This is a genomic window from Scytonema sp. UIC 10036 (assembly GCF_009725235.1).
Genome location: NZ_WJFC01000116.1, coordinates 14081 through 40187 on the forward strand (window position 1 = coordinate 14081; position 26107 = coordinate 40187).

At 40.0% G+C, this 26107-nt stretch carries 19 protein-coding genes; 8 read left to right on the plus strand and 11 right to left on the minus strand.

The window, feature by feature from the left end; genetic code table 11:
• Positions 1–22 precede the first annotated feature (22 nt).
• A complete protein-coding gene (locus F7734_RS38125; RefSeq protein WP_155749651.1) occupies positions 23–1621 on the minus strand; it encodes a S8 family serine peptidase in 1599 nt (532 codons plus the stop codon).
• Positions 1622–1870: 249 nt separating this feature from the next.
• Between F7734_RS38125 and rpe the strand changes: the two genes are divergently transcribed.
• Positions 1871–2578: a ribulose-phosphate 3-epimerase gene (gene rpe, locus F7734_RS38130; protein ID WP_155749652.1), complete on the plus strand. Its 708-nt coding sequence runs from the start codon at positions 1871–1873 to the stop codon at positions 2576–2578.
• Positions 2579–2718: 140 nt separating this feature from the next.
• Here rpe and F7734_RS38135 read toward each other — a convergent pair whose 3' ends face one another.
• The 5 genes from F7734_RS38135 to F7734_RS38155 form a co-directional block, all read right to left on the minus strand.
• A complete protein-coding gene (locus F7734_RS38135; RefSeq protein ID WP_155749653.1) occupies positions 2719–3240 on the minus strand; it encodes a hypothetical protein in 522 nt (173 codons plus the stop codon).
• An 87-nt stretch (positions 3241–3327) separates the two neighbouring features.
• The gene (locus F7734_RS38140) at positions 3328–3768 is read right to left on the minus strand and encodes a hypothetical protein (RefSeq protein ID WP_155749654.1); all 441 of its coding nucleotides are present in this window, start codon (positions 3766–3768) and stop codon (positions 3328–3330) included.
• Positions 3769–4039: 271 nt separating this feature from the next.
• Positions 4040–4222, minus strand: a complete 183-nt coding sequence (locus F7734_RS38145; protein ID WP_155749655.1) for a CsbD family protein — start codon at positions 4220–4222, stop codon at positions 4040–4042.
• 486 nt (positions 4223–4708) lie between these two features.
• Positions 4709–6079, minus strand: a complete 1371-nt coding sequence (locus F7734_RS38150) for an AAA-like domain-containing protein (RefSeq protein ID WP_155749656.1) — start codon at positions 6077–6079, stop codon at positions 4709–4711.
• 622 nt (positions 6080–6701) lie between these two features.
• Complete coding sequence (locus F7734_RS38155) at positions 6702–6935, minus strand: hypothetical protein (RefSeq protein ID WP_155749657.1); 234 nt, start codon at positions 6933–6935, stop codon at positions 6702–6704.
• 113 nt (positions 6936–7048) lie between these two features.
• Between F7734_RS38155 and F7734_RS38160 the strand changes: the two genes are divergently transcribed.
• The 7 genes from F7734_RS38160 to F7734_RS38190 all read left to right on the plus strand — a co-directional run bounded on the left by F7734_RS38160 (position 7049) and on the right by F7734_RS38190 (position 23131).
• Entirely contained in the window at positions 7049–9355 is a 2307-nt protein-coding gene (locus tag F7734_RS38160; protein ID WP_155749658.1) for a TOMM precursor leader peptide-binding protein, read from the plus strand.
• A gap of 451 nt (positions 9356–9806) precedes the next feature.
• Positions 9807–11687 (plus strand): GMC oxidoreductase, encoded by a 1881-nt coding sequence (locus tag F7734_RS38165; RefSeq protein ID WP_155749659.1) that lies wholly within the window; start codon positions 9807–9809, stop codon positions 11685–11687.
• 219 nt (positions 11688–11906) lie between these two features.
• Positions 11907–13424, plus strand: a complete 1518-nt coding sequence (locus F7734_RS38170; RefSeq protein ID WP_155749660.1) for a ferritin-like protein — start codon at positions 11907–11909, stop codon at positions 13422–13424.
• A gap of 39 nt (positions 13425–13463) precedes the next feature.
• On the plus strand, positions 13464–14804 hold the full coding sequence (locus tag F7734_RS38175) for a YCF48-related protein (protein WP_155749661.1): 1341 nt from the start codon (positions 13464–13466) through the stop codon (positions 14802–14804).
• Positions 14805–15085: 281 nt separating this feature from the next.
• Positions 15086–16168: an amidohydrolase family protein gene (locus tag F7734_RS38180; protein ID WP_155749662.1), complete on the plus strand. Its 1083-nt coding sequence runs from the start codon at positions 15086–15088 to the stop codon at positions 16166–16168.
• Between the two features lie 51 nt (positions 16169–16219).
• Positions 16220–17206 (plus strand): hypothetical protein, encoded by a 987-nt coding sequence (locus F7734_RS38185; protein WP_155749663.1) that lies wholly within the window; start codon positions 16220–16222, stop codon positions 17204–17206.
• A gap of 138 nt (positions 17207–17344) precedes the next feature.
• Positions 17345–23131, plus strand: a complete 5787-nt coding sequence (locus F7734_RS38190) for an AAA family ATPase (RefSeq protein WP_155749664.1) — start codon at positions 17345–17347, stop codon at positions 23129–23131.
• 138 nt (positions 23132–23269) lie between these two features.
• Here the strand turns inward: F7734_RS38190 and F7734_RS38195 are convergent, their stop codons facing one another.
• The 5 genes from F7734_RS38195 to F7734_RS38210 all read right to left on the minus strand — a co-directional run bounded on the left by F7734_RS38195 (position 23270) and on the right by F7734_RS38210 (position 25900).
• Positions 23270–24385 carry a YbjN domain-containing protein gene (locus tag F7734_RS38195; RefSeq protein WP_155749665.1) on the minus strand — a complete coding sequence of 372 codons (1116 nt, stop codon included), beginning with the start codon at positions 24383–24385 and terminating at the stop codon, positions 23270–23272.
• Between the two features lie 81 nt (positions 24386–24466).
• Positions 24467–24679 (minus strand): hypothetical protein, encoded by a 213-nt coding sequence (locus F7734_RS38200; protein ID WP_155749666.1) that lies wholly within the window; start codon positions 24677–24679, stop codon positions 24467–24469.
• Positions 24680–24756: 77 nt separating this feature from the next.
• Positions 24757–24906, minus strand: coding sequence for a hypothetical protein (locus F7734_RS62370; RefSeq protein ID WP_207714309.1), 150 nt, complete (start codon positions 24904–24906; stop codon positions 24757–24759).
• Positions 24887–25069, minus strand: coding sequence for a hypothetical protein (locus F7734_RS62375; protein WP_207714310.1), 183 nt, complete (start codon positions 25067–25069; stop codon positions 24887–24889). Before F7734_RS62375 ends, F7734_RS62370 begins: the two co-directional genes overlap by 20 nt.
• A 474-nt stretch (positions 25070–25543) precedes the next feature.
• Positions 25544–25900 carry a hypothetical protein gene (locus F7734_RS38210; protein WP_347566351.1) on the minus strand — a complete coding sequence of 119 codons (357 nt, stop codon included), beginning with the start codon at positions 25898–25900 and terminating at the stop codon, positions 25544–25546.
• Between the last annotated feature and the right edge of the window lie 207 nt (positions 25901–26107).

The window sequence follows — 26107 nt, forward strand, 5'->3', positions numbered from 1 at the left end:
AGAGGAATATAGGCAACAGTCCCTACCTGGCTCCTACACTCCACCAAGCCAAGGCATAGGCTTGAGTGGCTTCGTTAACTTTTTGACGGAACTGAACGCGAATTTTGTAGTTACCTGTCGCTGGAACAGGACAAAAAATATGCTCTACACTATCAACATCGCTGATTGAGGAACAAACAGCAGCACTCTCAACACCTTCTGGTGCGCCTGCTTTGACTAAATGAAGATCGAGATTGTTTAAGCCGCGATCGCGAAAATCATCTCCCGCGTCAAATTGACCGTTATTATTTTTATCGTTGAGCTCTACTAATCTATCCCAACTTAAGGTAACAGCAACAAAACTGCCTTGTTGTAAAGGTTTTGCTATTGTATAATCTATATAAGATAGTGCATTAACTTTACGATAATCCCATCCCATAACAGGTACAGGTTGTGTAGGATTCCATTGGCCGGCGCTAAATTGCTGGTATGCGCGGAATGCGTGTAAATGACCTGTTCCCATCTGAGCATCTAAAGGAATTTTGGGATTTTTGTAGGCATCAGAATCAAGCCAATCTTTGTTGAGCTTATCAATGAGTGTACGCGTCATTCCCAAATACAACCCGTTGCCAATGTCCTTAATTTTGTCCGCAGAATTCATTAGTACGGCTTTCATCACTTCATGACGGCGGGAATCCACACTCCAGTTGGTTCGTTTTGCCCGCAACTGTCGATCGCCAAATTCTTGCAACAAAGCTACTGTCGCTGTCACTTGAGGAGCCGCAAAGCTCGTTCCCGTTACCTTATTGATTTTACCGTCTGGATTAAGCAAGGTGATATTATTACCAGGTGCAACTAAAGCGATCGCACGACGCGGACCTAAATTAATTTCTTTTCCAGCGAGTCGAACAGCCAGCCCTTCGCTAACAGCCGCTAAATTAGAAACATCAACTTTATTAAAAATTCCCGCACGACGAGATGAAAAAGCCACGTTCATTCCGTTATAGTTATCTGTAGGGATAGGAATGCCTCCCTTGCCCTGATTACCTGCAATAATATATAAGCTATCGTGAACTCGACTAGACCAATCGATGCACATCGTTAGCAAAGCCTTACCATCTAGAACAGCAGCTGGACGGGGGTCGCGGTTCAATGGTTCGCCAAAGCTGAAATTAATTGCGCGGATATCTCCACCATTTTGAGCTGCAATATGCTGTGCAGACATACATTCTTCTGGTTGACCCAAGTTTTTACCAGAACCCACTGCTGAGGAGTAGAGACGTGCTTGTGGAGCAATACCGGGCAAAGCTTTATTAGTACTGACCATAACACTGGCTACATTGTAAGCATGCGGATCGACACTACTATTTGATTTAGCCAGTCCATTACGCAAAAATACGCCAGCGAGAGACACGGAGCGATTCTTAGAAACTGCCTTATCTATGCCAAATTGACCCGGACGCCCGATTTCTACCTGACCGATCGCTATCTTACGACCTGTTAAATTATATGGTGGTTTATGTAACTTAAAAGCATCAATACCGTTAGTTCCAAAAGGACTGTCCAAAGCAAGAGCTAGTACGGGCGCACTCAAACAAGAGACACCCAATCCACAAATCATCCAAGTGTGTTTGTTCACCATAATCAATAATAGTTGGTGGTTAGTGGTTAGTTGTTGGTTGTTGTTTGTTAGTTGTTGGTTGTTAGTAGTTAGTTGTTGTTTGTTGGTTGTTAGTTGTTGGTTGTTGGTTGTTTTCCCACTAACCACTGTACGGGCGCTCTTGCATTGCGCCCCTACTAACCCCTAACCACTAACTACTAACTACTATCTACTAACCACTAACCTTTGTTACAATGTTGACAGACGAGGACGCTTAAAAACCCACTAGCCATGACCCAAACCCTATCTACAAAGCCCATTGTAATCGCTCCATCCATCCTATCAGCAGATTTTAGCCGTCTGGGAGAAGAAATTCGAGCAGTAGACGAAGCTGGTGCAGATTGGATTCACGTAGACGTAATGGACGGTCGTTTCGTCCCCAATATCACGATTGGTCCTCTGATTGTAGAAGCGATTCGTCCGGTAACAAAAAAGCCACTGGATGTCCACTTAATGATTGTGGAACCAGAAAAATATGTAGAAGACTTTGCCAAAGCAGGCGCTGATATTATCTCAGTCCATTGCGAACACAATGCTTCACCACACCTACACCGCACTCTCAGCCAAATCAGGGAGTTGGGTAAGCAAGCCGGTGTTGTACTCAACCCATCAACACCACTAGAACTGATTGATTATGTTCTGGACATTTGCGACCTCGTGTTGATCATGAGCGTCAACCCCGGTTTTGGCGGTCAAAGCTTTATTCCTAGTGTAGTTCCCAAAATTCAAAAATTGCGTCAAATTTGCGATGAACGCGGTCTCAACCCTTGGATTGAAGTGGATGGGGGGCTAAAGGGCAATAATACTTGGCAAGTTTTAGAAGCAGGCGCAAATGCGATCGTGGCTGGTTCTGCAGTGTTCAAAGCCAAAGATTATGCTGAAGCGATTGAAGGTATCCGCAACAGCAAGCGTCCAACTCCACAATTAGCAACAGCATAATTCGTCATTTGTCATTTGTCATTCGTCAACTCGTTCCCACCCTCAGGCTGGGAATGCCTTAAGAGGCTCCGCCTCCATTTTTTCATAAAAAAGGTGGGTATTACCATTACCCACCTTCTCAACCCAACAAACTACCTTTATCAGTGGCGACCACCCAACCACTTAGCTGCTGCAAGTCCCAAAATAGCTCCTACAACAGGATTGCTGAGAAATCTCATAATACCGGGCTGCTCAGCCAAGACTTCGCGGAAAATATCGGGATGGTTGTGATATGCGAAGGATGCAAGTTTGCTCACATCATCAGCACTCATACGACCGGGGTGGTGAGTCGAAAGACCGAGTTGTTGTTCTAAATGTTTTTCATCGAGCCCTCTTTGCTTCAAGTGCTTGAAAAAGGCACGAGCTACATCATCACGCTCGTTAGGTTTAATTTGAGAAATTGCCTTTTGCAATTCAGGTTCCATTTGATTGGTAGGAATTCGATCTGGATGTAAAGACCGACCAAACAATTGACGTCTCTCGTCTGCTGTTGTCCTTTGAGCAAAATCATCAAAATTCTCGTACTCAATTCCTGAAGAGGTTGAAGTATCATCTAGTGATTCAACATCACCCTGAGCCAAATCTTTCATGATTTGACGTCTATATTGTTCGCTACTACTCATTTTGAAATCTCCTTATTAATTGCTAATTGCTAATTGCTAATTGTAGAAATTATTAACTACTAACCATTAGCCATTAGCCATTAGCCATTAGCTATATTGCAGTTGATTCGTTTGCACATCGTACTGAACAGTCAAAATTCGCTGTTTATCTGGTGCAAATATAAGAACTGTTAAATCCTGTTTTGGAAAGTTCCGATGAAAACCTTCAACTAAAGACTTTGCTAATGAACGCACTTCATTAGGAGGAACTTGAGAGGAAATCACTACACCAAGCTTATTATTGTCACGTACATAAGCATCCGAAATTAATCCCTTCGATGCTTGGATAACCCAGTTCCCAAAACTTTCTCCGGTTGGGGTATTTCCTCGCTCTAATTCTCCGTAAGCGACATCTCTGCCTACTGCAGGCTGATTTGTGGTGCGATCGACTTGGGCTACAGCACCACCCGAACAAGCCGTGGTAATAGTCAAAATTAAAATCAAAACAGAAGCTACCAAAATTCTCCGGCTTTGTTGAAGCCAACCCATATTCCTTGCCTCCAAAAAATTTTATTTCAAAATTGGTGATATTGAGTAGTTTCTTAAAGGCTATACACCGTTAATTTACAGGAAACCTAAATCATTTCTGAAACATTTAAGCACTTTATAATAGGCAATGCCCACCATATTTATCGTTCAAAAATTACATAAAATTCCTGTATTACCCAAAATTTATTGAGTGGTCTATGTCCCCGAATTCTTTAAGAAATCGGGGATACGACTATATCTAGAAACCACTCAAAATCAATGTATTCAAGTACTAGTCAAGCTTTTTCTTAACGTTGTCTTTTACGTCTTCAACACTGTGACGTACTTCGCTTTCAGCTTGCTTTGCTTTACCTTCAGCTTTATCTTCTGGATCTCCAGAGATATTTCCAAGTGCTTCTTGAGCTTTTCCTTCAATATTCTTAGCAGTTGCTTTTGCGCGATCTTCTAAACTCATATTGTCCTCCTTATTTCTTTCAAAGCTTATTACAAACTTTGAAACTCTTTGTTATTACTCTTACAAATTAACTTAATATTTTTCCTAAAGCCTTCCGTCACAAGATACATTATTTATCTATCCTAAAAGGTGGAGAAGGTCATGTATTACTATTCCTGCCTTTATTAATACTAAATCGAAAAAATTAATGAAAATTAAGATATTTCTTATAATATCCGTAGGTTGGGTTGAGGAACGAAACCCAACATCAATTCTCAGCTTGTGTTAGGTCTCTCCACAGTACGTCCAACGAGCGTTGATAAATTTTATTATAAGTAATTAGCCGAAGTTGATATAATACCAATTCACCAAATAATTGCTACACCCGATCCCCATTAGGGCGTGTTTTCAAACAACTCGTTTAGCCTCCTAATTTTCTAGATTGAATTTCAAGTTAGCTATTTAGAGCTTAAGCAAACCGTATTGGGAAGTCCCCTATAAGGAATATTATGTATAAATTAAATGTTGCTGCGCCTTTTTCGTAAAAAATCGCCGATACAATTCACAACCTGCGATCGCTTGAGATCCAGAAAGTTTAATCAGCCCCATACTGCTTAACTTGTGAGCTAGGATGGGATCTAAGGGAACAGCTTCATTGGCATTCAGAACGGTATCAAAAGCTTGTGCTAACTCAGGCTGTTTTTGCAAGGTTGCCCAGAGACGCTGCAAATGATGAGAATAAATTCCGCTAGCAGTGGGAGCAGTTTCTAGCAGTTGCGACAGAGTTATCTCCTTTCGCCCCAGATGATAGAGTGCTAAGTGTACAAGCGCCGGATGTCCCCCAACCATTACCATTAATTGTCTGGCTCCTTCCCCATCTGCCCAATTGAGTCTATAGCGTTGGGCTAACTGCTGCACCTCTTCTTGGCTGAAGGTGTCCAATTGAATCGGTAACCCTACATTGAAAGGAGACTGATTAAGTTCGAGAGGAACATAAATATCTGTTGAGTGAACCACGAGCAGACGAAGCTTTTGCCAAATGGGCAGTCTTTTCGCTTCTTCGTACCAAGAACGCAACAGAGGTAGAAAATCCTTAGCGACTTGGGGATACTCGAAAATATAGTTCACTTCATCCAATGCCAAGATCAGGGGAGTATTAATTGACTTTAGTAGATATTCTTGAAAGTAGAGGGTGCAGCTAATTTTACTTCCCAAATCTTCATCCCAATACTCGTCTAACATCGGTTGACGCTGAAGCTGGCGAGCGATGTTGGCACATAACCACCGCAAAAGTTGATTCAAGTCGCTCAGAATTGCCTGCTCGACTTGTTCTAGATTCAAGCTGATAGTGTAGTAGCTCTGGCGGTTCGCATAATCAAGAATCCTCAGCAGCAGTGAAGTTTTGCCCATTTCTCTGGGAGCTTTAATCCTGATGAGCGCTCCTGGTTTCCCAATTTCTTGATAAACTTGCTCCTCAAGGAAAGAACGTTCGAGGTAAAAGGGAGAGTCAAGAGGAACTGAGCCACTGGGGTAGCAAGGTGACGTATCCTGGTTAACTGTGGGGGGAAATTGCGTCAGGTCTTGTCTCAAAGGTTTTGTTTTTGAGGCTGCTTTGGTGATGGCATAAGTCTCCAACAGCATTCGACAGTTTTTTTTGGTCACACGCTGACCGATGACCTCGGAGAGCCTCCCAAACAACTCTGGGGCAACGACATTGGTAAAGTAGCCCGGACTATAACCTGCCTCTATCGCCATTTGGTTATAAGTTCTATACTGCCAAATGCCTTGCAGAATCAGGTTTTCTGTGGAATTAAGGGGGCGATTGTGGCTCTCAATTAGCAGGCAGTCAACAATCTCAAAGAGACAATCAAGGTTCATAGGCAAATGTCACGCTTGATAAGACAGCTATGCAAACGGCTGCGATGCTGAAGGAAGTAAAGGAATAAGTTTTTTAACGCTCCGCCATCACGAGCAAATTAGGGCTCGTGGACAGCTTCCATCACTCTGCTAAAAGAAAATTAAGTCCAATTTTCTCACTTTAGATGTGCCCAGGGGTTGAGAGTTTATTTTCTAAGTAAATAGCTGAAATCAAGATTTTTGGAAAAGCCTTGTACTACAAGGCTTAACATTATTCTATCACTCTTATGAGAGAATAATGTTGAGTAGTTAATCAAAAATAATTATACAAAATCAGATTTGAAACCGGACTGAAACCCTTACGGGTAACTTTGAAACTGGTTCGCTCGTTGAGTCATGGCGGAGTCAGTAAGACGAATTACTCCGTTTTACTCCAGTTCACTTACTCCTCGGATGTGTTTAGCCACTACAAATACGATATCACAGAATATCTCCGCAATTCTACAGAGATTTGCCTAGATATACAGAGTTTTTAGCGAACAGCTTCTAGCCCCGAATTATTAACGGGATATTTTGGAAACAATAATAATTTACAACTATTTGAGCCTTAACTGAACCGTATTGCGCTAGAATTCCACTGGGATTAGTAAATCGATATCTTGCACCTTCTCAATAACGCGAAGGTGGGCAGTGCCCACAAGCGTCCTGTCAAGGTGGAACAAAACTTCAGGAAATTAATAGCTTTCTCACCTCTTACCTCTGCGTCCTCTGCGTCTGTTGCGGTTAAATAAATCGCTTCTGAACCGCAGAGTACGCTCCAGAGCGCACCAGAGAAAAGATGAGGAATTGCCACCTGAATCACAATTTTGTGAGTCACCTTGACAGGGCGCTTCTTTGCTCACCCTACGAAATAATCGGCTTTTTAGGCTATGGTTTTATCAATAAGCTGATGGTGCAAGATGTGAGTAAACAAACAACTAATAACGATCGATGCAACATAAACCCCAATTCAATCCTTGTTATTCTGTTGAAACTATAGAAACAGACAATGTATTTCTGTTGTCTGAGAGAGAAAAAGTCTGGTTAAGCGATCGCCTTTCTTGTCGTTTAGCTGCTTTAATCGATGGCGATCGCAATATTGATGAAATTATTGACATCATTCAACAGTCACTACTGCAAGCTCCAAAATCTTTACAATCAGCTACTACCTTCTTCCAAGAAGTTCTTGATGTAAGTATTAAAGCCCAATATGCTTTATTAAAAATGCAACAAAAGGGCTATCTTGTTCAAGAAGATAACTCTCTCCCATCGCACTTAAGCATATTCTGCCATCATCTCAATATTTCTCCCACAGTAGCCCATCAAAGATTGCGATCTACTAAAGTAGCAGTAAAAGCTAATGGTTCGGTTGCTGCTGAAAACTTCATTGCTGTGCTTGAGTCTCTCCAAATTCAAGTAGCAGACGAAGGTGATTTGACAGTAGTTTTAACCGATGATTATCTCAATCCCGAGCTAGATAAGTTCAATCAACAAGCCTTAAAGTCCCAATCTCCCTGGATGCTGGCTAAGCCATTAGGGACAATAGTCTGGATCGGTCCTTTATTTAATCCTCAGAAAACAGGTTGTTGGAACTGTTTAGCCCAGCGTTTGCAAGATAATAGCCCGATTGAAGGGTTTATTCACAGACAGAAGCAGATTTCTTCCCCTTTAACTCCTCCTTTGGGATTTTTGCCATCTACAGTACAAACTGCATTAGGAATGGTAGCCACAGAGGTGTTTAAGTGGATTGTCCAAGGGGAAAATAAACAATTAGAAAGTCATTTGATTGCTTACGATGCGATCGCACTGCAAACTCAAAATCATAGCTTGGTTAAGCGTCCTCAATGTTCTAGTTGTGGAGATATGGTAAATGGGTTTACCAACAACCCCCTACCTGTTGTTTTAGAACACCAAAAGAAAACCTTTACCGTCGATGGAGGACATCGTTCTTGTTCGCCACAAGAAACTCTCAGGAAATATCAACATCTTATTAGCCCCGTTACTGGCGTTGTGCGAGAACTCAATAAAATTTCTGGGAATGGATTAACTCATAATTACATTGCCAAACATCATTTTCTCAGTATTTTCGACGATTCAGCTAGTTTGCGCCAAAATTTGGGGGGTAGAAGTGCAGGGAAAGGTAGGACTGACTCTCAAGCTATGGCTAGTGGTTTTTGCGAAGCGATCGAGCGATATTCTGGGGTGTTTCAAGGGGATGAAATTAGAGAAAAAGGCAGTTACCAACAAATGGGAGACAAGGCGATCCATCCCAATGTTTGTATGAACTTCAGCCAACAGCAATATCAAAATAGAGAACAATGGAATGTTGAGTGTCAAGGCTGGTTTCAAAAAGTCCCCGAACCTTTTGATGAAGATAGAGTTATTGACTGGACTCCCGTTTGGTCTTTAACCCACCAGGAATTTAAGTATCTACCAACGGCTTACTGTTATTATGGCTATCGACCGGACTATAAACCCGACTGTTGGGCTGATTCTAATGGGTGTGCAGCAGGCAATACTCTTGAAGAAGCTATTTTACAAGGGTTTATGGAGTTAGTAGAGCGGGATGCTGTCGCGTTATGGTGGTATAACTCCCTGCAAAAGCCTCAAGTGGATTTAGATAGTTTCGACGAGCCTTATTTTCAAAGCCTGAAACAATATTATCAAACTATTAATCGGGAACTTTGGGTTTTAGATATTACCAGCGATCTGAATATTCCTGTGTTTGCAGCCATTAGTCGGAGAAGCGATCGCTCTTTTGAAGATATTGTTTTGGGTTATGGCGCTCATTTCGATGCCAAGATTGCTATTAGTCGAGCCTTGACTGAAGTTAACCAAATTTTACCTAACGTTTTATTTGCAAACGCTAATGGAAGTACTCAATATCCTCCATCAGCCGATCGCTTGGCGGTAGATTGGTGGAAAACCGCAACTTTAAGCGATCGACCATATTTAGTTCCAGACAACAGAGTTGCTGCTAAAGTCAGTGGCGATTATCGCTTCATGGCAAGTGACGATTTACTCAAAGATGTCAAGCTCTGTCAACAAATCGTTGAGAACAATGGTTTAGAAATGCTGGTATTAGATCAGACTCGTCCCGATATTGGACTGAGAGTTGCCAAGGTCATTGTTCCTGGAATGCGCCATATGTGGAAAAGGTTAGCGCCGGGACGGCTTTATGAAGTTCCGGTGAAGATGGGTTGGTTGCAAAAACCACTGACAGAAGAGCGACTCAATTCTTTTCCCATGTGGATGTGAGGTTCTCCTTACTTAGGGATGTTATTTTTCATGAGTTTTTCTATGGGTTCTGGGATGAGTCTTATGAGTTTCAGAGGCTAAGAGAAAAACTAATATCAAAGATAATTCACTGCGATTGAAGAAGGAGAAAGTAAAACTTTAAATTCGACTGGGGCTGTTGACTAGAGTGTATGCAATACTGCAAGGGCTCTCGGAAATTGTAGGTTGGGTTGAACGATAGTGAAACCCAACAAATGTCTGTAAATGTTGGGTTTCGTTCCTCAACCCAACAAACGTGTTTTCGTATTTTTCGGATTAACCGACAAGTATTGAGAGTGTATGAGATTGGGTTCATCAGAGGAAGAGTGCGAATATATATTAAATTTTTAACCGTACTAGGTAATTGCAAGTTAATACACTTAGTTATAAGCTTTATTGTCGAGCAGTTAAGTCTGAAAATTACGGAGAAGATATGGATTATTTTCAGTATCATAGTGGCACAGATAAAACTTTTATTGGTGAAGCTTCAGATTCTTCAACACCATCTGTTGCTAGAGCCATACTAGCAGCACCAAAACCACTGCTGAAAATTCGCTTCGAGACAACTCAATATGCTCCCAATCATCTTGTGACTCTACGCAATACTAAAGATGGCTGGACGAAAGACATTTTCGGAATTTATCGGTTTGGTGGTTGGGAATTCTTTTTAGAAAAGTCAAGTTATCCTGACAATCTAGAGTTCAAATTTGTGCTTGACCAAGCTTATTGGATGAATGGCTTCAATCAAAATATATCAACCAGCAATGATGCATTTTTTACTGAAGCACAAATTCAATTTCCTTCCGCTCCAAATCGTTATAAACATGGATATGATAACTTTCACATTGACCCTACTAGAATAGCGCAAGATGGCATTCCTAATAATACTCGCGAAGATATTGAATATGATGTAATTGTCATCGGTTCTGGTATTGGTGGCGGAATATTAGCAGATGCCTTATCCGACTCTGGTGTTAAAACATTAGTACTTGAAGCTGGTGGCTTGACTTTTCCCACCCATATCACTAATCTTCCTGGGAATTGGTCGCGATTAGCAACGCATCATCAAGTGGGACATTATAATAACGAACCGGGCTCTGATTTTATCCTTGGCATACATTTGAGTTTAGGCGGTCGCTCTAACTATTGGTCTGGGTTAATTCCACAAATGCGGGATTGGGAATTACAGTTTTGGCCCGTTGAGATTCGTGAATTTTTCACAACTCAAAACGGGTATATTGATGCAGAAAAGTTAATGCGAAAAGGAAAGACATTAGGACCTTTTCAGGATAGTATCGTCAGTAAGCTTTCTGATAACTTTGGTGATTGGATTGTTGAGGCTCTCCCTCACTCTCGACATCAGCCAAATATTAGTGATGCCAACATAATTGAAAATGTCTTGGAAAGTTCAACAGGAACTTTTTCTACTACAGATATTCTCTTGGCCTCAATGGCTTTCGATGGAACTACTGGACGAGATAATCTAACAATTAACTTAGGGCATTTAGTGACAAAAATCGAAACAGTAGGTTCAAAAGCCACAGCTGTTGTTTGCCAGGATTTATTGGGGAATGTTACCCGAAGATATAAAGGCAAGATAATTGTTCTGGCGGCAGGTTCTTTGGAAAGCCCTAAAATTGCTCTCAATAGTAATTTAAACGATCCTAATAACAAAATTGGAGTCGGGCTAACGGATCATCCTGCTTTCTTCTCTGCTGAATACGTAATTCCTGATGGTAGTCCCTTTGGAGGACCAGATAAGCACGCCAAGGTGTTTATGTCTAAGCGTGATGCTACAATTAACAATCATCCTTTTAATATCGAAATTCTGATTAATCCAGTTTATTGGAATCTGCGGAAACCTGATGATGACATCCGACAGGCTCCCGATACTTCCCGAATCAAGCTAACCTTTGCCTTCTCTAGTTTTCTTGATAACGATAACTTTGTTCGCTCGAATGGTATAGGTCAAAAGTTATCAGTTAAAGTCAAGAGGAATCAAACTGGTGTTTCTCACTTTGGTGCTGCTCAGCAAATGCGTAATGCTATCTTAAGTAAATTGAATATTCCTTTTACAGCAAGCGAAGGAATGGGTTATGGGAATGAAGGTACTGTTCATCACGCTGGTGGAACGCTGAGAATGAGTGGAGATGGGACTGGAGTGGTAGATACTAACCTGAAGTTTGAAAGTTATGATAACCTCTATTGTGCAGATCCATCAGTCTGGCCATTTATTCCAGCAGCTAATCCCGCTCTAACGCTGGCTGCTTTATCACAGCGTTTAGCAAAAACCATTAAAGCTAAACTTTCCTAATCTTTAATGTCAGATCGAAATGTAAGCAATGGAGTGTTACAGGCTATCAAGGAGCGACGTGATGCTCATAAGTATTAACGATAATCTAGCCAAGAATTACGGATTAGCATCCTAATCTTAAATCTGTTTAAGAACGATCTCAATAGTTGTTTCGTAATGGGTAATTGTTAATTGCATACGATTACCCACTACCCATTCCTTCTTAAACTATTACCCAATATGAGTACAGACAATCAAGTTAAAACCAGAGAAGACTTACTTTATCTTCTCTCCCAAGCATCAGAATTGGAACATTCCCTTGCCTGCCAATATCTTTTTACTGCCTTCAGTTTAAAAGAATCTACAGATGAAGGAATTTCTCAAGCTCAATTAAATAAGATTAATAGGTGGCGGCGGACAATTAATGGAATTGCCGTACAGGAAATGCTGCATCTAGCACTGGCTAGCAATCTGCTCACAGCCATAGGAGGAGCACCATATTTTCGACGTGCAAATTTTCCCCAGGCTAAAACCTATACATCTTTAAAACTTCAATTCAAACTAGCTCCTTTCAATGAAACCACGCTGAACCGCTATATTTGTTTTGAATTGCCAAATAACTTTGATACTGAGGAACAAAAAGGAAATTGGACTCAGTTTTGTCAGAGAATCAGAGATGAAGAATTGCTAAGACTTCTAGCAGTACTACCACAACCATTAGTTCCGAGAAAACTTGAGTATAAAACCATTGGAGAACTCTACGGACTAATCCGCCAAGGCTTTCAAACTATCGGTCAAAAACTATTTATTGGACCGCTCGAAGCTCAAGCAATGGGGATTTTTAGAGAGATGATCCAGGTTACAGACTTAGATTCAGCAATAAAAGCGATCGATCTAATTATCGTACAGGGCGAAGGCTCTCCTACCCAAAGAGATGACAGTCATTTTACTAAATTCACCAAAATTCGCGAAGAGTATTTAGCAGAGTTGCAGAAAGATCCCAATTTTCAACCGACTCGTCCAGTCATTGAAAATCCCCTCTTAAGTCTTCAGCAAGATAATACAACTCTTGGTGCCAACATCATTACCGATCCCTTGAGTCGCGATGTCGTAGAGATCTTCGTTGCTCTCTATGAGGTGATGTTGCAAATACTCCTCCGTTTCTTTGCACATACTAACGAGAATGAGGAACAAATGTATGTTCTCAAGAGTGCGTTTATTAATCTCATGCCTTTTGGCGTTTCTCCCTTAGCCAAAGCAATCGCTCAATTACCAGCTGGCGTTGGATTTCCAGGCATGAATGCAGGACCAAGTTTTGAATTCTATGCTGATGTGCAGTTGCTTCCGCAGATGACTAGTGCTTGGATCTTTTTCCAAGAGAGACTGCAAGAAATTGCCCAAGCTTGTGACGCGCTGATTAACGACTCTAGAACCCAACCCTATCCTAAATTGCAACAAGCTTTAACAGAGGTTTCAGTGTCGTTGAAGAACATCGCCCATACCATTTCTCTCAAACCCAATGGGGGAACATGGACTAACGGGATTTCTCAATTATTCTCTCCGATGGATGTAGATCATATGAAATCGCAACCGAGATTTCCCGTCAATCTCGGTGATTATGATGAGGTGAAAAATAATGCAGATGCGATTTTAGACTCTGTATCCTCCATGTCTATGCCTTTACTTCCCGAAGGACCTTGGACAGAAGCAAGAATTAACCTATTCAAGCAGTGGAAAGATAGTAATTTTCCCCAGTAATCCGAATACTGTATCCATAAGCAAGAGGAAATATTTGTCATGACAAATTCTGCAAACTTACAATGGTTTCCTACAAACGCACCGATCGCTAGTTCGAGAACTGATGATATTTGGTTTATCGATCCTCTGGTAGGTTGGGCAGTTAATAGTAACGGTCAAATCATCAAAACCACCGATGGCGGCGATACTTGGAAGATACAATTTCAAACACCTATTGTTAACGGGCGACCAATTTATTTAAGGTGTGTTAGTTTTTCGACCCCCTTAAATGGTTGCGTTGGAACAGTATCTAAAGAACAACGCCTGTATCACACAACTGATGCAGGAGAAACTTGGGCTATTGTAGAGAATCTCCCTGAAAACGCTCCAGTAAAGATTTGTGGCCTTTCGGTCGTCAACGAGTCGGTCATTTATGCTTCTGGTACCAACGATCCTGCTGATATCCCTGCCCGTATGATGAAAACCGTCGATGGTGGGACAACTTGGACTGCGTGGGATATGAGCGAATATGCCACAATTTTGATTGATAACTATTTTATTAATCCAGATCGTGGTTGGGTTGTCGGTGGCAAAGCTGACAATAGTATTCCCAAACCCAGTCGCGATGATGTAATTCCAGTGGTTCTCTATACAGAAGATGGGGGAAAAACTTGGGTAAACCAAGTCGCCGATATTAGTTCCTCTTTTCCGTTAGGAGAATGGGGTTGGAAAATTCAGTTTCTCAATGAGAGGGTTGGTTTTGTCTCTCTGGAAAATTTCAACCAAGGCGCAATTCTCAAGACAACAGATGGCGGAAAAACTTGGACGAGACTTCGCATCAACGATCCTCAAGAAAATGCCAACCTCGAAGGTGTAGGATTTGTTGATGAGAACCTCGGTTGGGTTGGTGGTTGGGGAGATGCCAAATTTCAAGGAGGTTTTAGCAGCGAAACCAAAGATGGAGGTAAAAATTGGCAAGATGCGAACCAAATCGGACAATTTATCAATCGTTTCCGATTTTTTGGTAATCCCGTGACTGTCGGTTATGCTTCAGGTAAGACTGTTTACAAGTATTCTACTGCACCAGTAACAGCCCGTCAGGTGGAGAGGGTTGCACCTTTAAAATTTCTGACAACCAACGCGCCAGCGCAGTTTGAGAAATCAGTTAATATCGAGTACACGTTACCGGAGAATGCCCAAAAAGTCACAATCGATATTTGGAATCAGTTTGGTGCTTATGTTCGCAAACTGGTTGATGAAAGAGATCCCAGTACTGGTCAAAAATCAGTTGTCTGGGACGGTAAAAATGATGCGGGGGAATCTTTACCACCTGGAATCTTTATTTACAGGTTGACTGTAGATGGCAATGTAGAGAGTCGGGTAATTCGGTTGAAGACTTAACAAAATCTGAACGCAAGCGATCGCCAAGTTAAAAGAGGAGAGACGCAAATGAAGCGGCTCTCAATTCTTTTCCGATGTGGATGTAAACTTCTCCCTATTTAGAGATGTTATTTTTCATGAGTTTTTCTATGAGTTTTATGAGATGAAGACACCTCTGATAAACTAATATCAAATGTAGATAAAGAAAAGCGGAGAGACTCATGGTAACTTGAGCCAGACAACAAATGGTCGAACTGAGCAGCTTGAATTGTTCTCAAAAGACAGATTGATTGCAGCAGATTATGCTCAAAGGATATTCAATTATTGATGCGGATTCCCACGTTATTGAACCTCCCAGTATGTGGGCTGAGTATCTCGAACCAGAATTTAAACAGTTTGCCCCCTCACCAGACATGAAAATTCAAGGGGTAGACATTGTAAAAAAAGTCTCTAGGCAAGTTCGAGATAAGGCGAATAAGCAGATGATGGAAGCTCATCCTAATGCTTATTTCCAAGGCTACAATGTCAAGTCTCACCTTCAAGAGATGGTGCTGATGGGGATCGATGTGGCATTCCTTTATCCAACTTATGGATTGTGGCTTTGGGCGATCGATACTATGCAACCGGAAGTTGCTGGCGCTTTTACCCGCGCCTATAACAATTGGTTAAAGGACTTTTGCAGCTACGATCCAGATAGGTTGAAGGGGGTAGGAGCAATTAATCAGCACGCACCAGAGGAAATGGTGCATGAATTGCATAAAATTGTCGATTTTGGCTGGAAAGCGGTGTTTTTACGTCCTAACCCCGTCAAAGGCAGAACTTTGAGCGATCCCGCCTACGAACCTTTTTGGACAGCTTGTGAAGAATTAGATTTGGCAGTAGGGATTCATGAGGGAACCCACAGTCGCTTACCAACGATAGGGATAGATAGATTTGATAGTCATTTTGCCCTTCATGCTTGCTCTCACCCACTGGAACAGATGATGGCACTGTTAGCCTTAATAGAAGGAGGTGTCCTAGAACGTCACCCCCAACTTAGGGTAGTTTTTTTAGAGTCGGGTTGCAGTTGGTTGCTGTATTGGCTATGGCGACTGGATGAAGAGTATAAGAATTTATATTGGGAGGTGAAAGATAGGGTAAGATTAACGCCATCAGAGTATTTTCGCCGTCAATGTTACATTGCCATTGAACCTTCTGAGCCTTATCTTGCTCAAGTTGTTGAGTATATTGGCTCTGACAATCTAATTTTTGGCACAGATTTTCCTCACTGGAATCATCAGCCAGATGTTGTTAGAAAATTCTTAGAGCTTGAGATGCAGTTATCTCGAGAGATAGTAGACAAGATTGTTTGGCATAATCCTAAACGCTTTTACAATCTAGTCTAAGTTCTGAGCTACTAGAATGATTCAACCTTTTAGTTAATTAGGAGTTAAACTATGGTACAGTTTACACCCCGTTCTATTAATTTTCTAAAATCTAATCTATCTATTGGGGAAGGTACTTCTCCTCAGGACGAAAGCGAAAGCAATTTTCAGGTCATTCCCGATCACTTGTTTCAAATACTTATCTTTGAGGAGAATTCGGAGCATCCGAAATTAATATACGGAACCAAACAAAATCTACAAGATATGCTTGTTCATCCCAACTCTTCTGATTCTACATTGTTTCCTTCGATTGGAACAAGTCTTGATGAAGATTTTCTGTCTGATATACCAGGAGAATTTCGGGATGCACAACGTTCCACAGCGCGTTTTTTAAAGCAAGCTCGTGAGCTATCACAGCGTATGGCGGCTACGTGGCTTAACGAAGAGAAAATACCGACAGATGAAGATAAAATTAAGATAAAATTGGCCAGAAAAATTTTAAATAGCTATAACCTTCCCCTCGATACTTATTTCGTAAACGATGAAGGAACTCTCAATAATAATCCTAGTGGATTAGAGCAATTAATAATGACAGCGCAGGTAGGAAATCAAGACCTTTACTTAATTAAACGTGAGTACGTAAGTTATAGCTCGATATCTTTGTCTCTCTTGTTATGTGGACAAGCATACTACAAGAATGGTAATGAATGGACAAGGATTTGGGAGCCAATTTTTAGCAATTATGAGATGGTTTATGAGTATGCATTGGATTTATCTTGGGATACATATTACGCTACTAGGAAAGATATTGCCCAACCAGGGATAAACCAAAATCCTCCTTATACTGAAGTCACTCTAGGGTATCCTCCAAAACCTCCTGAATTTAATCTTACACAGGAAGACATACAACGATGGGTTCGGGCAAAAGAAATGCCATTGACCGGAGAGGAAGACAGTGAGTTCCCGTTCTACCCCCCTAAAGAAAACGGCAAATTTGTGAGTGACCAAATAAGGTTTGTCGCTCCCCCCTTCCCTTATTTGCCTCTTAGTACAGTATAAGTTGATTGGACAGCTGGTTATTGTAAACAGGGAACAACACTTGTTGTCAGGATGTTTTAAGCGGCTGGTGTTCGTTCCCTTCCTTGCTTAATTCGTTTTCGCTTATACATTCTCTGATGAAAACACAGTGTCTGTTTTATGGCAATAAATTATTATTTTACAGAAAAAGTTTATGAAAGTGCCAACTCTTTAGTTTATCGAGCTATCCTCAAGCCGGATAATAAACCCGTTATTCTTAAAATTCTTAAAAAAAACTATCCTACTCCTTCAGAACTGACTCGTTATAAACAGGAATATGAAATTACTCGCTCTTTGAATGTAGATGGCGTTATTAAAGCTTATGACTTAGAGCGATATGAGAATAGCTTAGTCATGCTTTTAGAAGACTTTGGAGGTCAATCTTTAAAGTTATTAATATTCCAATCTCAATTGAGCTTAGAAGACTTTCTTGCTATTGCAATTAAAATAACTGAGAGTTTAGGTGCGATTCATACTACTAACATTATCCACAAAGACATTAACCCTTCAAATATTGTCTACAATTCCCAAACGGAACAACTCAAAATCATTGACTTTGGCATTTCTACCCGGTTATCCCAAGAATTTCTGACGAGTTGTCCCCCTAATCAACTAGAAGGAACTTTAGCTTATATTGCCCCAGAACAGACAGGTAGAATGAATCGAGGGATAGATTATCGCAGTGATTTTTATTCCCTTGGTGTGACTTTTTACGAACTTATAACAAATCAATTACCCTTTAACACAACTGATCCAATAGAATTAGTTCATTGTCATATCGCACAACAACCATTGTTACCTCATGAACTAATTCCTGATATTCCTTTAGCTGTATCTAATATTATTGGTAAATTGTTAGCTAAAACCCCTGAGGAAAGATACCAAAGTGCTTGGGGAATTAAAGCTGATTTAGAGACTTGCCTTAATCAATTAAAGACTCTAAAAAAAATTTCTCAGTTTCCTCTAGGAAGTCAAGATATTACTGAGAAATTTCATATTCCCCAGAAACTATATGGTCGAGAACAAGAAGTCACTCAACTTTTAACAGCTTTTGAGAAAGTTAGTCAGGGGACAACCGAAATGATCCTAATTTCTGGCTATTCAGGCATTGGCAAATCTGCTTTAGTCAATGAAATTCACAAACCCGTTACACGCCAACGAGGGCAGTTTATTAGTGGTAAATTTGACCAATTAAAGCGAGATATTCCTTATTCTGCTATTTCTCAAGCTTTTCAAGGTCTAATTCATAAACTGCTAAGTGAATCGGAAACAACACTACAAGCTTGGAAAAATAAAATTTTAGAAGCTTTAGGAAATAATGGTCAAATTATCATCGATGTGATTCCTGAAGTCGAAAAAATTATCGGGCAACAGCCACCATTTGAACAGCTAGGCAGGACTGAAAGCCAAAATCGATTTAATTTACTTTTTCAAAGATTTTTTGGAATTTTTTGTCAACCAAAACATCCTTTAGTAATTTTTCTTGATGATTTACAATGGGCAGATTTACCATCTCTGAACTTAATTGAACAATTAATGTCATATCCCGACAATCAATATTTTCTCATAATCGGAGCATATCGAGATAATGAAGTTAGTCCTACTCATCCTCTAGTACACACTTTAGAAAAAATTAATCAAGCCAAAGTTCCAGTCAATGATATTATCCTTGCCCCCTTAAAAATTAATCAAATTAATCAACTAGTCGCTGATACCCTCATTTGCTCAACGGAAGTTTCACAACCTTTAGCTGAGTTAGTTGCCCAAAAAACTGGAGGCAATCCTTTTTTCCTGACTCAACTTCTTTATTCTTTATATCAAAATAATTTATTAGTATTTAATCGTTCTCAAGCTCTTGTTAATCCAAAAGACAATCAACAAGCCTATTGGCAATGGAGTATAGAGCAAATTGAAAGTGTGTCTATCACCGATAATGTAGTTGACTTGATGGTCAGTAAAATTGAAAAGTTAGATCGGAAAACGCAACAGGTTCTCAAATTAGCAGCCTGTATTGGAAACCATTTTAATTTAGAAATTCTTTCGATCGTCAACAATAAATCTACAATAGCAACTGCTAGAGAACTACAGCCTGCTCTACATGAAGGCTTGATCATTCCTCTAAACGATAACTATAAAGTTCCTCTGCTTTGTAACCCAGAAGAATTATCAAATAATAGCTCAAAAACTTCTTCTCAGTATTCGACGTATATTCCTTACAAATTTTTACATGACCGAGTTCAACAAGCTGCTTACTTTCTCATTCCAAAAGAAGAAAAAAAACAGGCTCATCTACAAATAGGTCGTCTACTACTGAAAAGTATTAAAGAGAATGAGTTACAGAATAATATTTTCGATATCATCAATCAACTTAATGAAGGGTCTACCTTAATCAGTGAGCAATTAGAAAAAGATGAGTTAGCTAAATTAAATCTTCAAGCAGGTAAAAAAGCAAAAGTATCAACAGCTTATGAACCAGCCTTAAAGTATTTAGAAACTGGTTTAGAATTGCTAGAAAAAAATAGTTGGGAGCATCAGTATCAATTGACATTGGAACTTCATATAGAAACCTTAGAAGCTCTGTACTTAAATACTAAGTTTGAGCAAATCGAGGAACTAGCTGCAATCGTGCTGCAAAAGGTTGAATATATTCTTGATCGAGTTAAGGTCTATGAATTAAAGATCTTGTCTTATTACGCTCAATTTCAGCCAGAGAAAGCCATTGACACTGCTATTGCAGCTTTAGGTAAACTTGGGATAAAGATGTCCCAAGAAGTTGTTAGTGAGAGTGAAATAAAAAATAGGATTAATCGAGAACATGAATCTTTAAAGTCTCTACTACAAGGAAAAAGAATTGAAGACTTAGCTGATTTACCAAAAATGACTGATCCTTATAAACAATCAGCTATATCAATATTGCAGCCAGTTATGTCTGCAACATGGACGATAAACTTTTCATTGTTTGTTGAAATAATTTTAACTCAACTGAATATTTGTCTGAATTATAATAACCCTCCTCAATCTGCTGCTGTTTATGGTGCTTATGGAATGCTTCTTTGTGCAGTAATGGGAGATATTGATTTTGGATATCAGTTTGGAAAACTGTCCATTATATTGATAGAGAAATACAAGATTCCTAAATTAGAAACCTTTGTTCAATATTTATATTATGTATTTATAAGACATTGGAAAGAGCCGCTCAACGATTCGGTAGCACAACAACAACTACTAGCTAATTTACAGCAAGGTTTAAATACTGGAAACAATGAGTATGTTTGTTATATAGCTCTATCTTGTTGCTATATTAATCTTTTCGGAGGAGGTAATCTGGAAAATCTTTTACAAGATAGTAAAGAATACACCAAACTGATCAAAAAACTAAATCAAGAATATTCGATGAGATTTATAGAAATAGTTAGAAATACTATTGCAAATTTAAGAAATGTAGCTCAATATAAACACTATTTATTGCTGGCAAATACTCAGAATGAAGAAGATTTATATCTAGAGCGTCTTATTAATCAAAAAAATCAATGGTTACTTTTTGCTTTCTATTTTGCAAAAATGTTCGTTGCCTATTTTCAAAAAGACTTCTATAAGGCTTTTGAAAATGGTCAATGTGCAGAGGAATATGTTTTGGCAGTTAGTGGAGGAGTATCATTTAATGTACAACACAATTTCTACTCTTCTCTTTCCTTTATTGCTCATTATTATAATTGCCCTATAGAGGAGCAAAAACAAATATTAGAATGCCTAGAAGAAAATCAAGAAAATATGAAAGTATGGGCTGGTCATTGCCCTGCAAATTTTCAAAACAAATACGATTTAATAGAAGCAGAGAAAGCGCGAGTATTGGGAAAAAATTGGCAAGCTCAAGAACTTTATGAAAAAGCAATTCAAGGTGCTAAAAAATCTGAATTTATCCACGAAGAAGCCATAGCTTACGAACGTGCAGCAGAATTTTATCTCTCTCTGGGTAGAGAAGAAATAGGGAAAATATACTTAAGAAATGCTTATCATTGTTATAGTCGCTGGGGTGCAAAAGCCAAAGTTCAAGCCTTAGAATTGGAGTATCCACAGTTTCTAATGGATATAAACGACCGAAAAGAAAACCAAAGTATTAATACAACTGAATCTACTGCTAGTACAAATCCCCAAGCCCTTGATATCGTCACAGTTACCAAAGCCTCTCAAATATTAGCTAGCGAAATTAAACTAGACCAACTGCTGGCTAAGTTAATGAAAACTGTAATTGAAAATGGCGGTGCTCAAAAAGGCTTTCTGATATTGGAAAAAGATCGTAAATGGGCGATCGCAGCTGAAGGGACAGTAGATTCTGATGACGTGACTCTACTGCGATCGCTTCCCATTGACTCTGTAGATGGCAATCGCCAGACACCTATCCTACCACTTGCGATCGTTAACTATGTTGTCCGTACTCAAGAAAATGTAGTTCTTAGTAACGCTACTGAAGAAGAACAGTTTATCCGCGATCCCTACATCGTCGCCACTCAACCAAAATCGATTCTCTGTACTCCTTTGTTACATCAAAGCAAACTAAGCGGTATTTTATATTTAGAAAACAATTTAACCACAGATGCATTTACCAGCGATCGCATTGAAGTTTTAAGAATTCTTTCTGCTCAAGCTGCTATCTCCATTGAAAATGCCCGTCTCTACGGACAGTTAGAAGATTATAACCGAAATCTAGAGCTGAGAGTAGAAGAGCGCACTCAAGAACTCTCACAAACCCTAGAAATTCTCAAAGCCACCCAAGCCGAACTGCTCTTTGAAAACGAGTTACTTAAAAGTGCCGAACAACCCTCTACCTTTGACTATCAAGTAGGAGGAAGTTTGCCGATGGATGCTCCTACTTACGTTGTGCGCTCAGCAGATCGTTATCTCTACAAAGCGTTAAAGGGCGGGGAGTTTTGTTACATTCTCAATCCTCGGCAGATGGGCAAATCAAGCCTGATGGTACGCATGATACACCATCTCCAGCATGAGGGATTTAGCTGCGGGGCGATCGATCTGACCCGCATTGGTAGCGAAAACATCACGCCTGACCAATGGTACAAAGGATTGACAGTAGAGCTATGGCGAAGTTTTGGTTTGTTAAGAAAGGTTAATCTAAAAACTTGGTGGCAAGAGCAAGGAGATATTTCTCCGGTTCAGAGGTTGAGTCAATTTATTGAAGAAGTTTTGCTAGTTGAAGTTGCTCAAAATGATGACACTATCTCTAAAAACCTGATAATTTTTATCGATGAAATTGATAACGTCTTGGGCTTGAATTTCCCAGTTAATGACTTTTTTGCTCTGATTCGCTCCTGCTATAATCAGCGTAGTATTAATCCAGAGTATCGATGTTTAACCTTTGCTCTTTTTGGAGTCGCCACCCCTAGCGACTTAATTACTGACCACCAAAGAACGCCCTTTAACATCGGTCAGACCATTCAATTGGAAGGTTTTAAAGAGCATGAAGCGCAACCTTTACTTCAGGGATTGACCAAGAAAGTGAGCAATCCTCAAACACTCTTAAAAGAAGTGTTAGCCTGGACTAGCGGTCAGCCTTTTTTGACCCAAAAGCTCTGTAAACTCATCCGCAATTCTTCATCTCCTATTGCTACCAACAGAGAAGCCGAATGGATTGAAAATTTGGTGCGAACTCAGGTAATAGAGAATTGGGAATCCCAGGATGAACCAGAGCATTTGAGAACCATCCGCGATCGCCTCCTCAATAGCAAACAATCCGTTCGGCTACTAGAACTCTATCGACAAATTTTGCATCAAGGAGAGATTGTTGCAGTTGATAGTTCAGAGGAAAGAGAATTGCTTTTGTCGGGGCTAGTCGTCAAGCAACAGGGAATTTTGAGAGTCCAGAACCGTATTTATGAATCGATCTTTGTTTGATTTACGAAAACTTCTCATGCAATACTTGTCGGTTAAGCTCAAACAATAAAACCACGTAGGTTGGGTTTCGTTCCTCAACCCAACCTACAAAAATTCTCAGCCCTCAATTTGCGCGATTCCCTTCGGGATAGCTTCGCTTCACGCATCCTCTGGCGACATATCGTCATAAATAACAGACATAATCCCCGGCAAGTATCGATCCATCATCGTGACATTGGCGTAAACTAAGCGTTTGATGAGTGCAAAACTGAGTCTATCGCCTTGAACATCTATACTGGTTTTGTACCGAATCTCCCCGTTGGCAAAGTCTAGTTCAAAGTTGCCGATAACCATGCCAGAATTTGCTCTAGTCAGGAATTCTGCCACAGCCAGCCGTTTGTCTTCTGGTGCATTGACGGAGCAGAGTGAGTAAAAGATAAATTGCTGCTGTTCAATTTTGGTGCTGGCGTAGCATGTCCATTTGCCATTTTCGCCTTGAAAAACTATTTGTAAAACTGGTTGTCCTTCAATCTGGATGAAGGACCAATCGTCTGCTTTGAAGAAATTGACCATTTCCTCAAAAATCGCTTCACTTGTCGAAGGTCTTTTGATATTTGCCTCTATTTGCTGAGCGATCTCATCCAGATTAATATCGGCTACTTCTATTAAGAAATGACTTATTCCTTCCAGCATTTTGGAGCTGGGTTTTTTGGTTCTTGTAGATAGGTTTGCCTCAGTCCAGTCTTTGAAAAAATTTATAATTCCCTGAGAAATTTCTTTGCTGGAAGTGCTTGCTTGAGCAAGATTTGCTGGACTAATATAAGACCAAAGAGTGCGATAGCCGATTTCGCCTGATTCTTGTTGCTGCGTGACAGATAAAGCTAACCAACTATCAGTAGATAGTATTGGATGAGCGGGCTGTTTTTCGCTTAAGTTCTGGATATAAGTTGCAGCTTCATCATTATTAGCAGCATGTTTTACCAAGTGTGGAAACCAATCGGGTTTTAAGCTGATTTCAATTTTGATGTCTTGTTCTGGGATAAATTTTTCAGTTGAAAGGGGATTTCGCACATTTGGTATGAGATTGAATAATGCATCTGTATCGATGCGATCGTATAGTTCTATATCTACTTGGAAGGTGAGGCGACACTCGATGAGTTGGTCGTTTTGTTTAGTTAGATTTAGGGTAAGTAGGGAAATTTTTAAGGGTGATTGGGAGAAATCGTGTAGGGTTATTTCAGTTTTGAGTTGCGGCTTTTTTGTTGTTGCAATCATGATAAATTATCTTTAGTTTTATTAATTTCCGGAGTTATTCCATACCTTTTTGTGGCTTCTTCCATTGCGAGATCTATCAACTTATCCTTCTCCTTCGATCGTTCGGGAAAGTCTTTCGGATACTCGTCTATCTTTGTGTACGGATATTTCTATTGGTGCATTATCTTGCCCAGCACTAGTCTCATCGCTAGGTTTACTGCCCTTACCTTTGTTCTTATCCTTATCAACTTTATTAACAGCTTTAACACCTTGGTCAATTACCCAATCGATCGCCTTTTCAATCGGTTGGCGCAACTTCTGAATAATTGCCTGGACTTTCGGTTCTTGCGTAATTAGCGTGCTAAATTATTTGAAAAATCAGATGGAAATCGTTACGGGACTTGTATTACAGCCATTATTGACCTGCAATAAGCGTAGGGGTCATTCCTTGAGTAGGTGTTGCCGGTATCGCAGTTGACGATCGCATATCTGTATTCGTCGCCGATTTTGGCATTAGGTACATCAGGCGTACCAGTAGCCATTGCCTTCACTCGTAAGCGGATTTTCGTCTTGAGTCCAGTTGTTGAAACTGCCTGCTACGGAAACACTTGAAGCAAATGGTGCCCAGACGCGGAAGGCAGTACCCCCATCGTAGGGGATAGCGCCCATACCGGAACGTGAGGATATAGAGATAGTGGTTGTCATTGCAAACTCCTTCAGAAATATTGAGGTCATTCCGCCAAGTTGGATTTGTTTGCGTATCGTAGAGAAACAGATTGTTATGATATTAGTTTTTCTCTTAGTCTATGAAACTCATAAAACTCATCCCAGAACTCATAGAAAAACTTATGAAAAATAACACCCCTAAATAGAAGTGGTACTAAAATAATGTCAGTAGATCGAAAAGTTTGGCGATCGCTCTGAAAAACAGAGTAAAAATCAAACACAATCTTACTTTTCTCACATTTATGTATTATATATTACTAAATAATTAAGGAATCTTGTAGAGAGAAGGGAGTATCATTTTTAAATAAATGCTGTTTCTTATTTTTTTGGGACAATTTATTTCTTGGAAGTCCCTAATTTATGTGGTCATTTTTAGAACTCAGCAATCCATGAAAAAACTCGGTTTTGCAAAGAACCGAGTTCAAAAATATATGTAATATTACTTATTTTTGTTTAATCAAGAAAACCCATGAGTGTTTCAGTATCGCCAATTTCATTTGATGCTACCGGACGATTGCCCATAACAGAGTAAGTTTGAGAAACAACTAGTTCACTGGAGCCAATTGGACGAACTCCAGACAGGTTGAGAGTGTCAGCAATTTCAAATGTATGTGCGCCAATAGGACGCACGCCCATCAAATTTCTTGTTTCTACAACTTGCAAATTACTAGCAGTCACAGGACGGATTCCAGAAATTGCTAGTGTGTTACGTACTTCTAGTGTACCTGGTGATTCTAACTTCACTGGCTTATCACCATTTTTTTCAACTTGCTCTGCGTTCCCATTCTGACCTTGATTGTTGTCTTCCACAGTTGTTTCCCCCTTTTGCTTGGTACGTTGTATATTTTGAACTGACTGCTTGACCAGGACGGATAAATATTTATCTTGTGTTACCTGGAATTATTAACTTATTTTACAATACTCAGGAAATTCCAAATTTTTCCTTAACATTTCGAGTGTAGCCTTGATAAAGCTGCTAGGGGTAAAAATATTTTTAAAGATATACATAACTAAAAT

Coding starts and splice junctions, on each gene's coding strand:
- F7734_RS38125 (WP_155749651.1), bottom strand. CDS start 1,621: ATGGTGAACAAACACACTTGGATGATTTGTGGATTGGGTGTCTCTTGT.
- rpe (WP_155749652.1), top strand. CDS start 1,871: ATGACCCAAACCCTATCTACAAAGCCCATTGTAATCGCTCCATCCATC.
- F7734_RS38135 (WP_155749653.1), bottom strand. CDS start 3,240: ATGAGTAGTAGCGAACAATATAGACGTCAAATCATGAAAGATTTGGCT.
- F7734_RS38140 (WP_155749654.1), bottom strand. CDS start 3,768: ATGGGTTGGCTTCAACAAAGCCGGAGAATTTTGGTAGCTTCTGTTTTG.
- F7734_RS38145 (WP_155749655.1), bottom strand. CDS start 4,222: ATGAGTTTAGAAGATCGCGCAAAAGCAACTGCTAAGAATATTGAAGGA.
- F7734_RS38150 (WP_155749656.1), bottom strand. CDS start 6,079: ATGAACCTTGATTGTCTCTTTGAGATTGTTGACTGCCTGCTAATTGAG.
- F7734_RS38160 (WP_155749658.1), top strand. CDS start 7,049: ATGCAACATAAACCCCAATTCAATCCTTGTTATTCTGTTGAAACTATA.
- F7734_RS38165 (WP_155749659.1), top strand. CDS start 9,807: ATGGATTATTTTCAGTATCATAGTGGCACAGATAAAACTTTTATTGGT.
- F7734_RS38170 (WP_155749660.1), top strand. CDS start 11,907: ATGAGTACAGACAATCAAGTTAAAACCAGAGAAGACTTACTTTATCTT.
- F7734_RS38175 (WP_155749661.1), top strand. CDS start 13,464: ATGACAAATTCTGCAAACTTACAATGGTTTCCTACAAACGCACCGATC.
- F7734_RS38180 (WP_155749662.1), top strand. CDS start 15,086: ATGCTCAAAGGATATTCAATTATTGATGCGGATTCCCACGTTATTGAA.
- F7734_RS38185 (WP_155749663.1), top strand. CDS start 16,220: ATGGTACAGTTTACACCCCGTTCTATTAATTTTCTAAAATCTAATCTA.
- F7734_RS38190 (WP_155749664.1), top strand. CDS start 17,345: ATGGCAATAAATTATTATTTTACAGAAAAAGTTTATGAAAGTGCCAAC.
- F7734_RS38195 (WP_155749665.1), bottom strand. CDS start 24,385: ATGATTGCAACAACAAAAAAGCCGCAACTCAAAACTGAAATAACCCTA.
- F7734_RS62370 (WP_207714309.1), bottom strand. CDS start 24,906: ATGGCTACTGGTACGCCTGATGTACCTAATGCCAAAATCGGCGACGAA.
- F7734_RS62375 (WP_207714310.1), bottom strand. CDS start 25,069: ATGACAACCACTATCTCTATATCCTCACGTTCCGGTATGGGCGCTATC.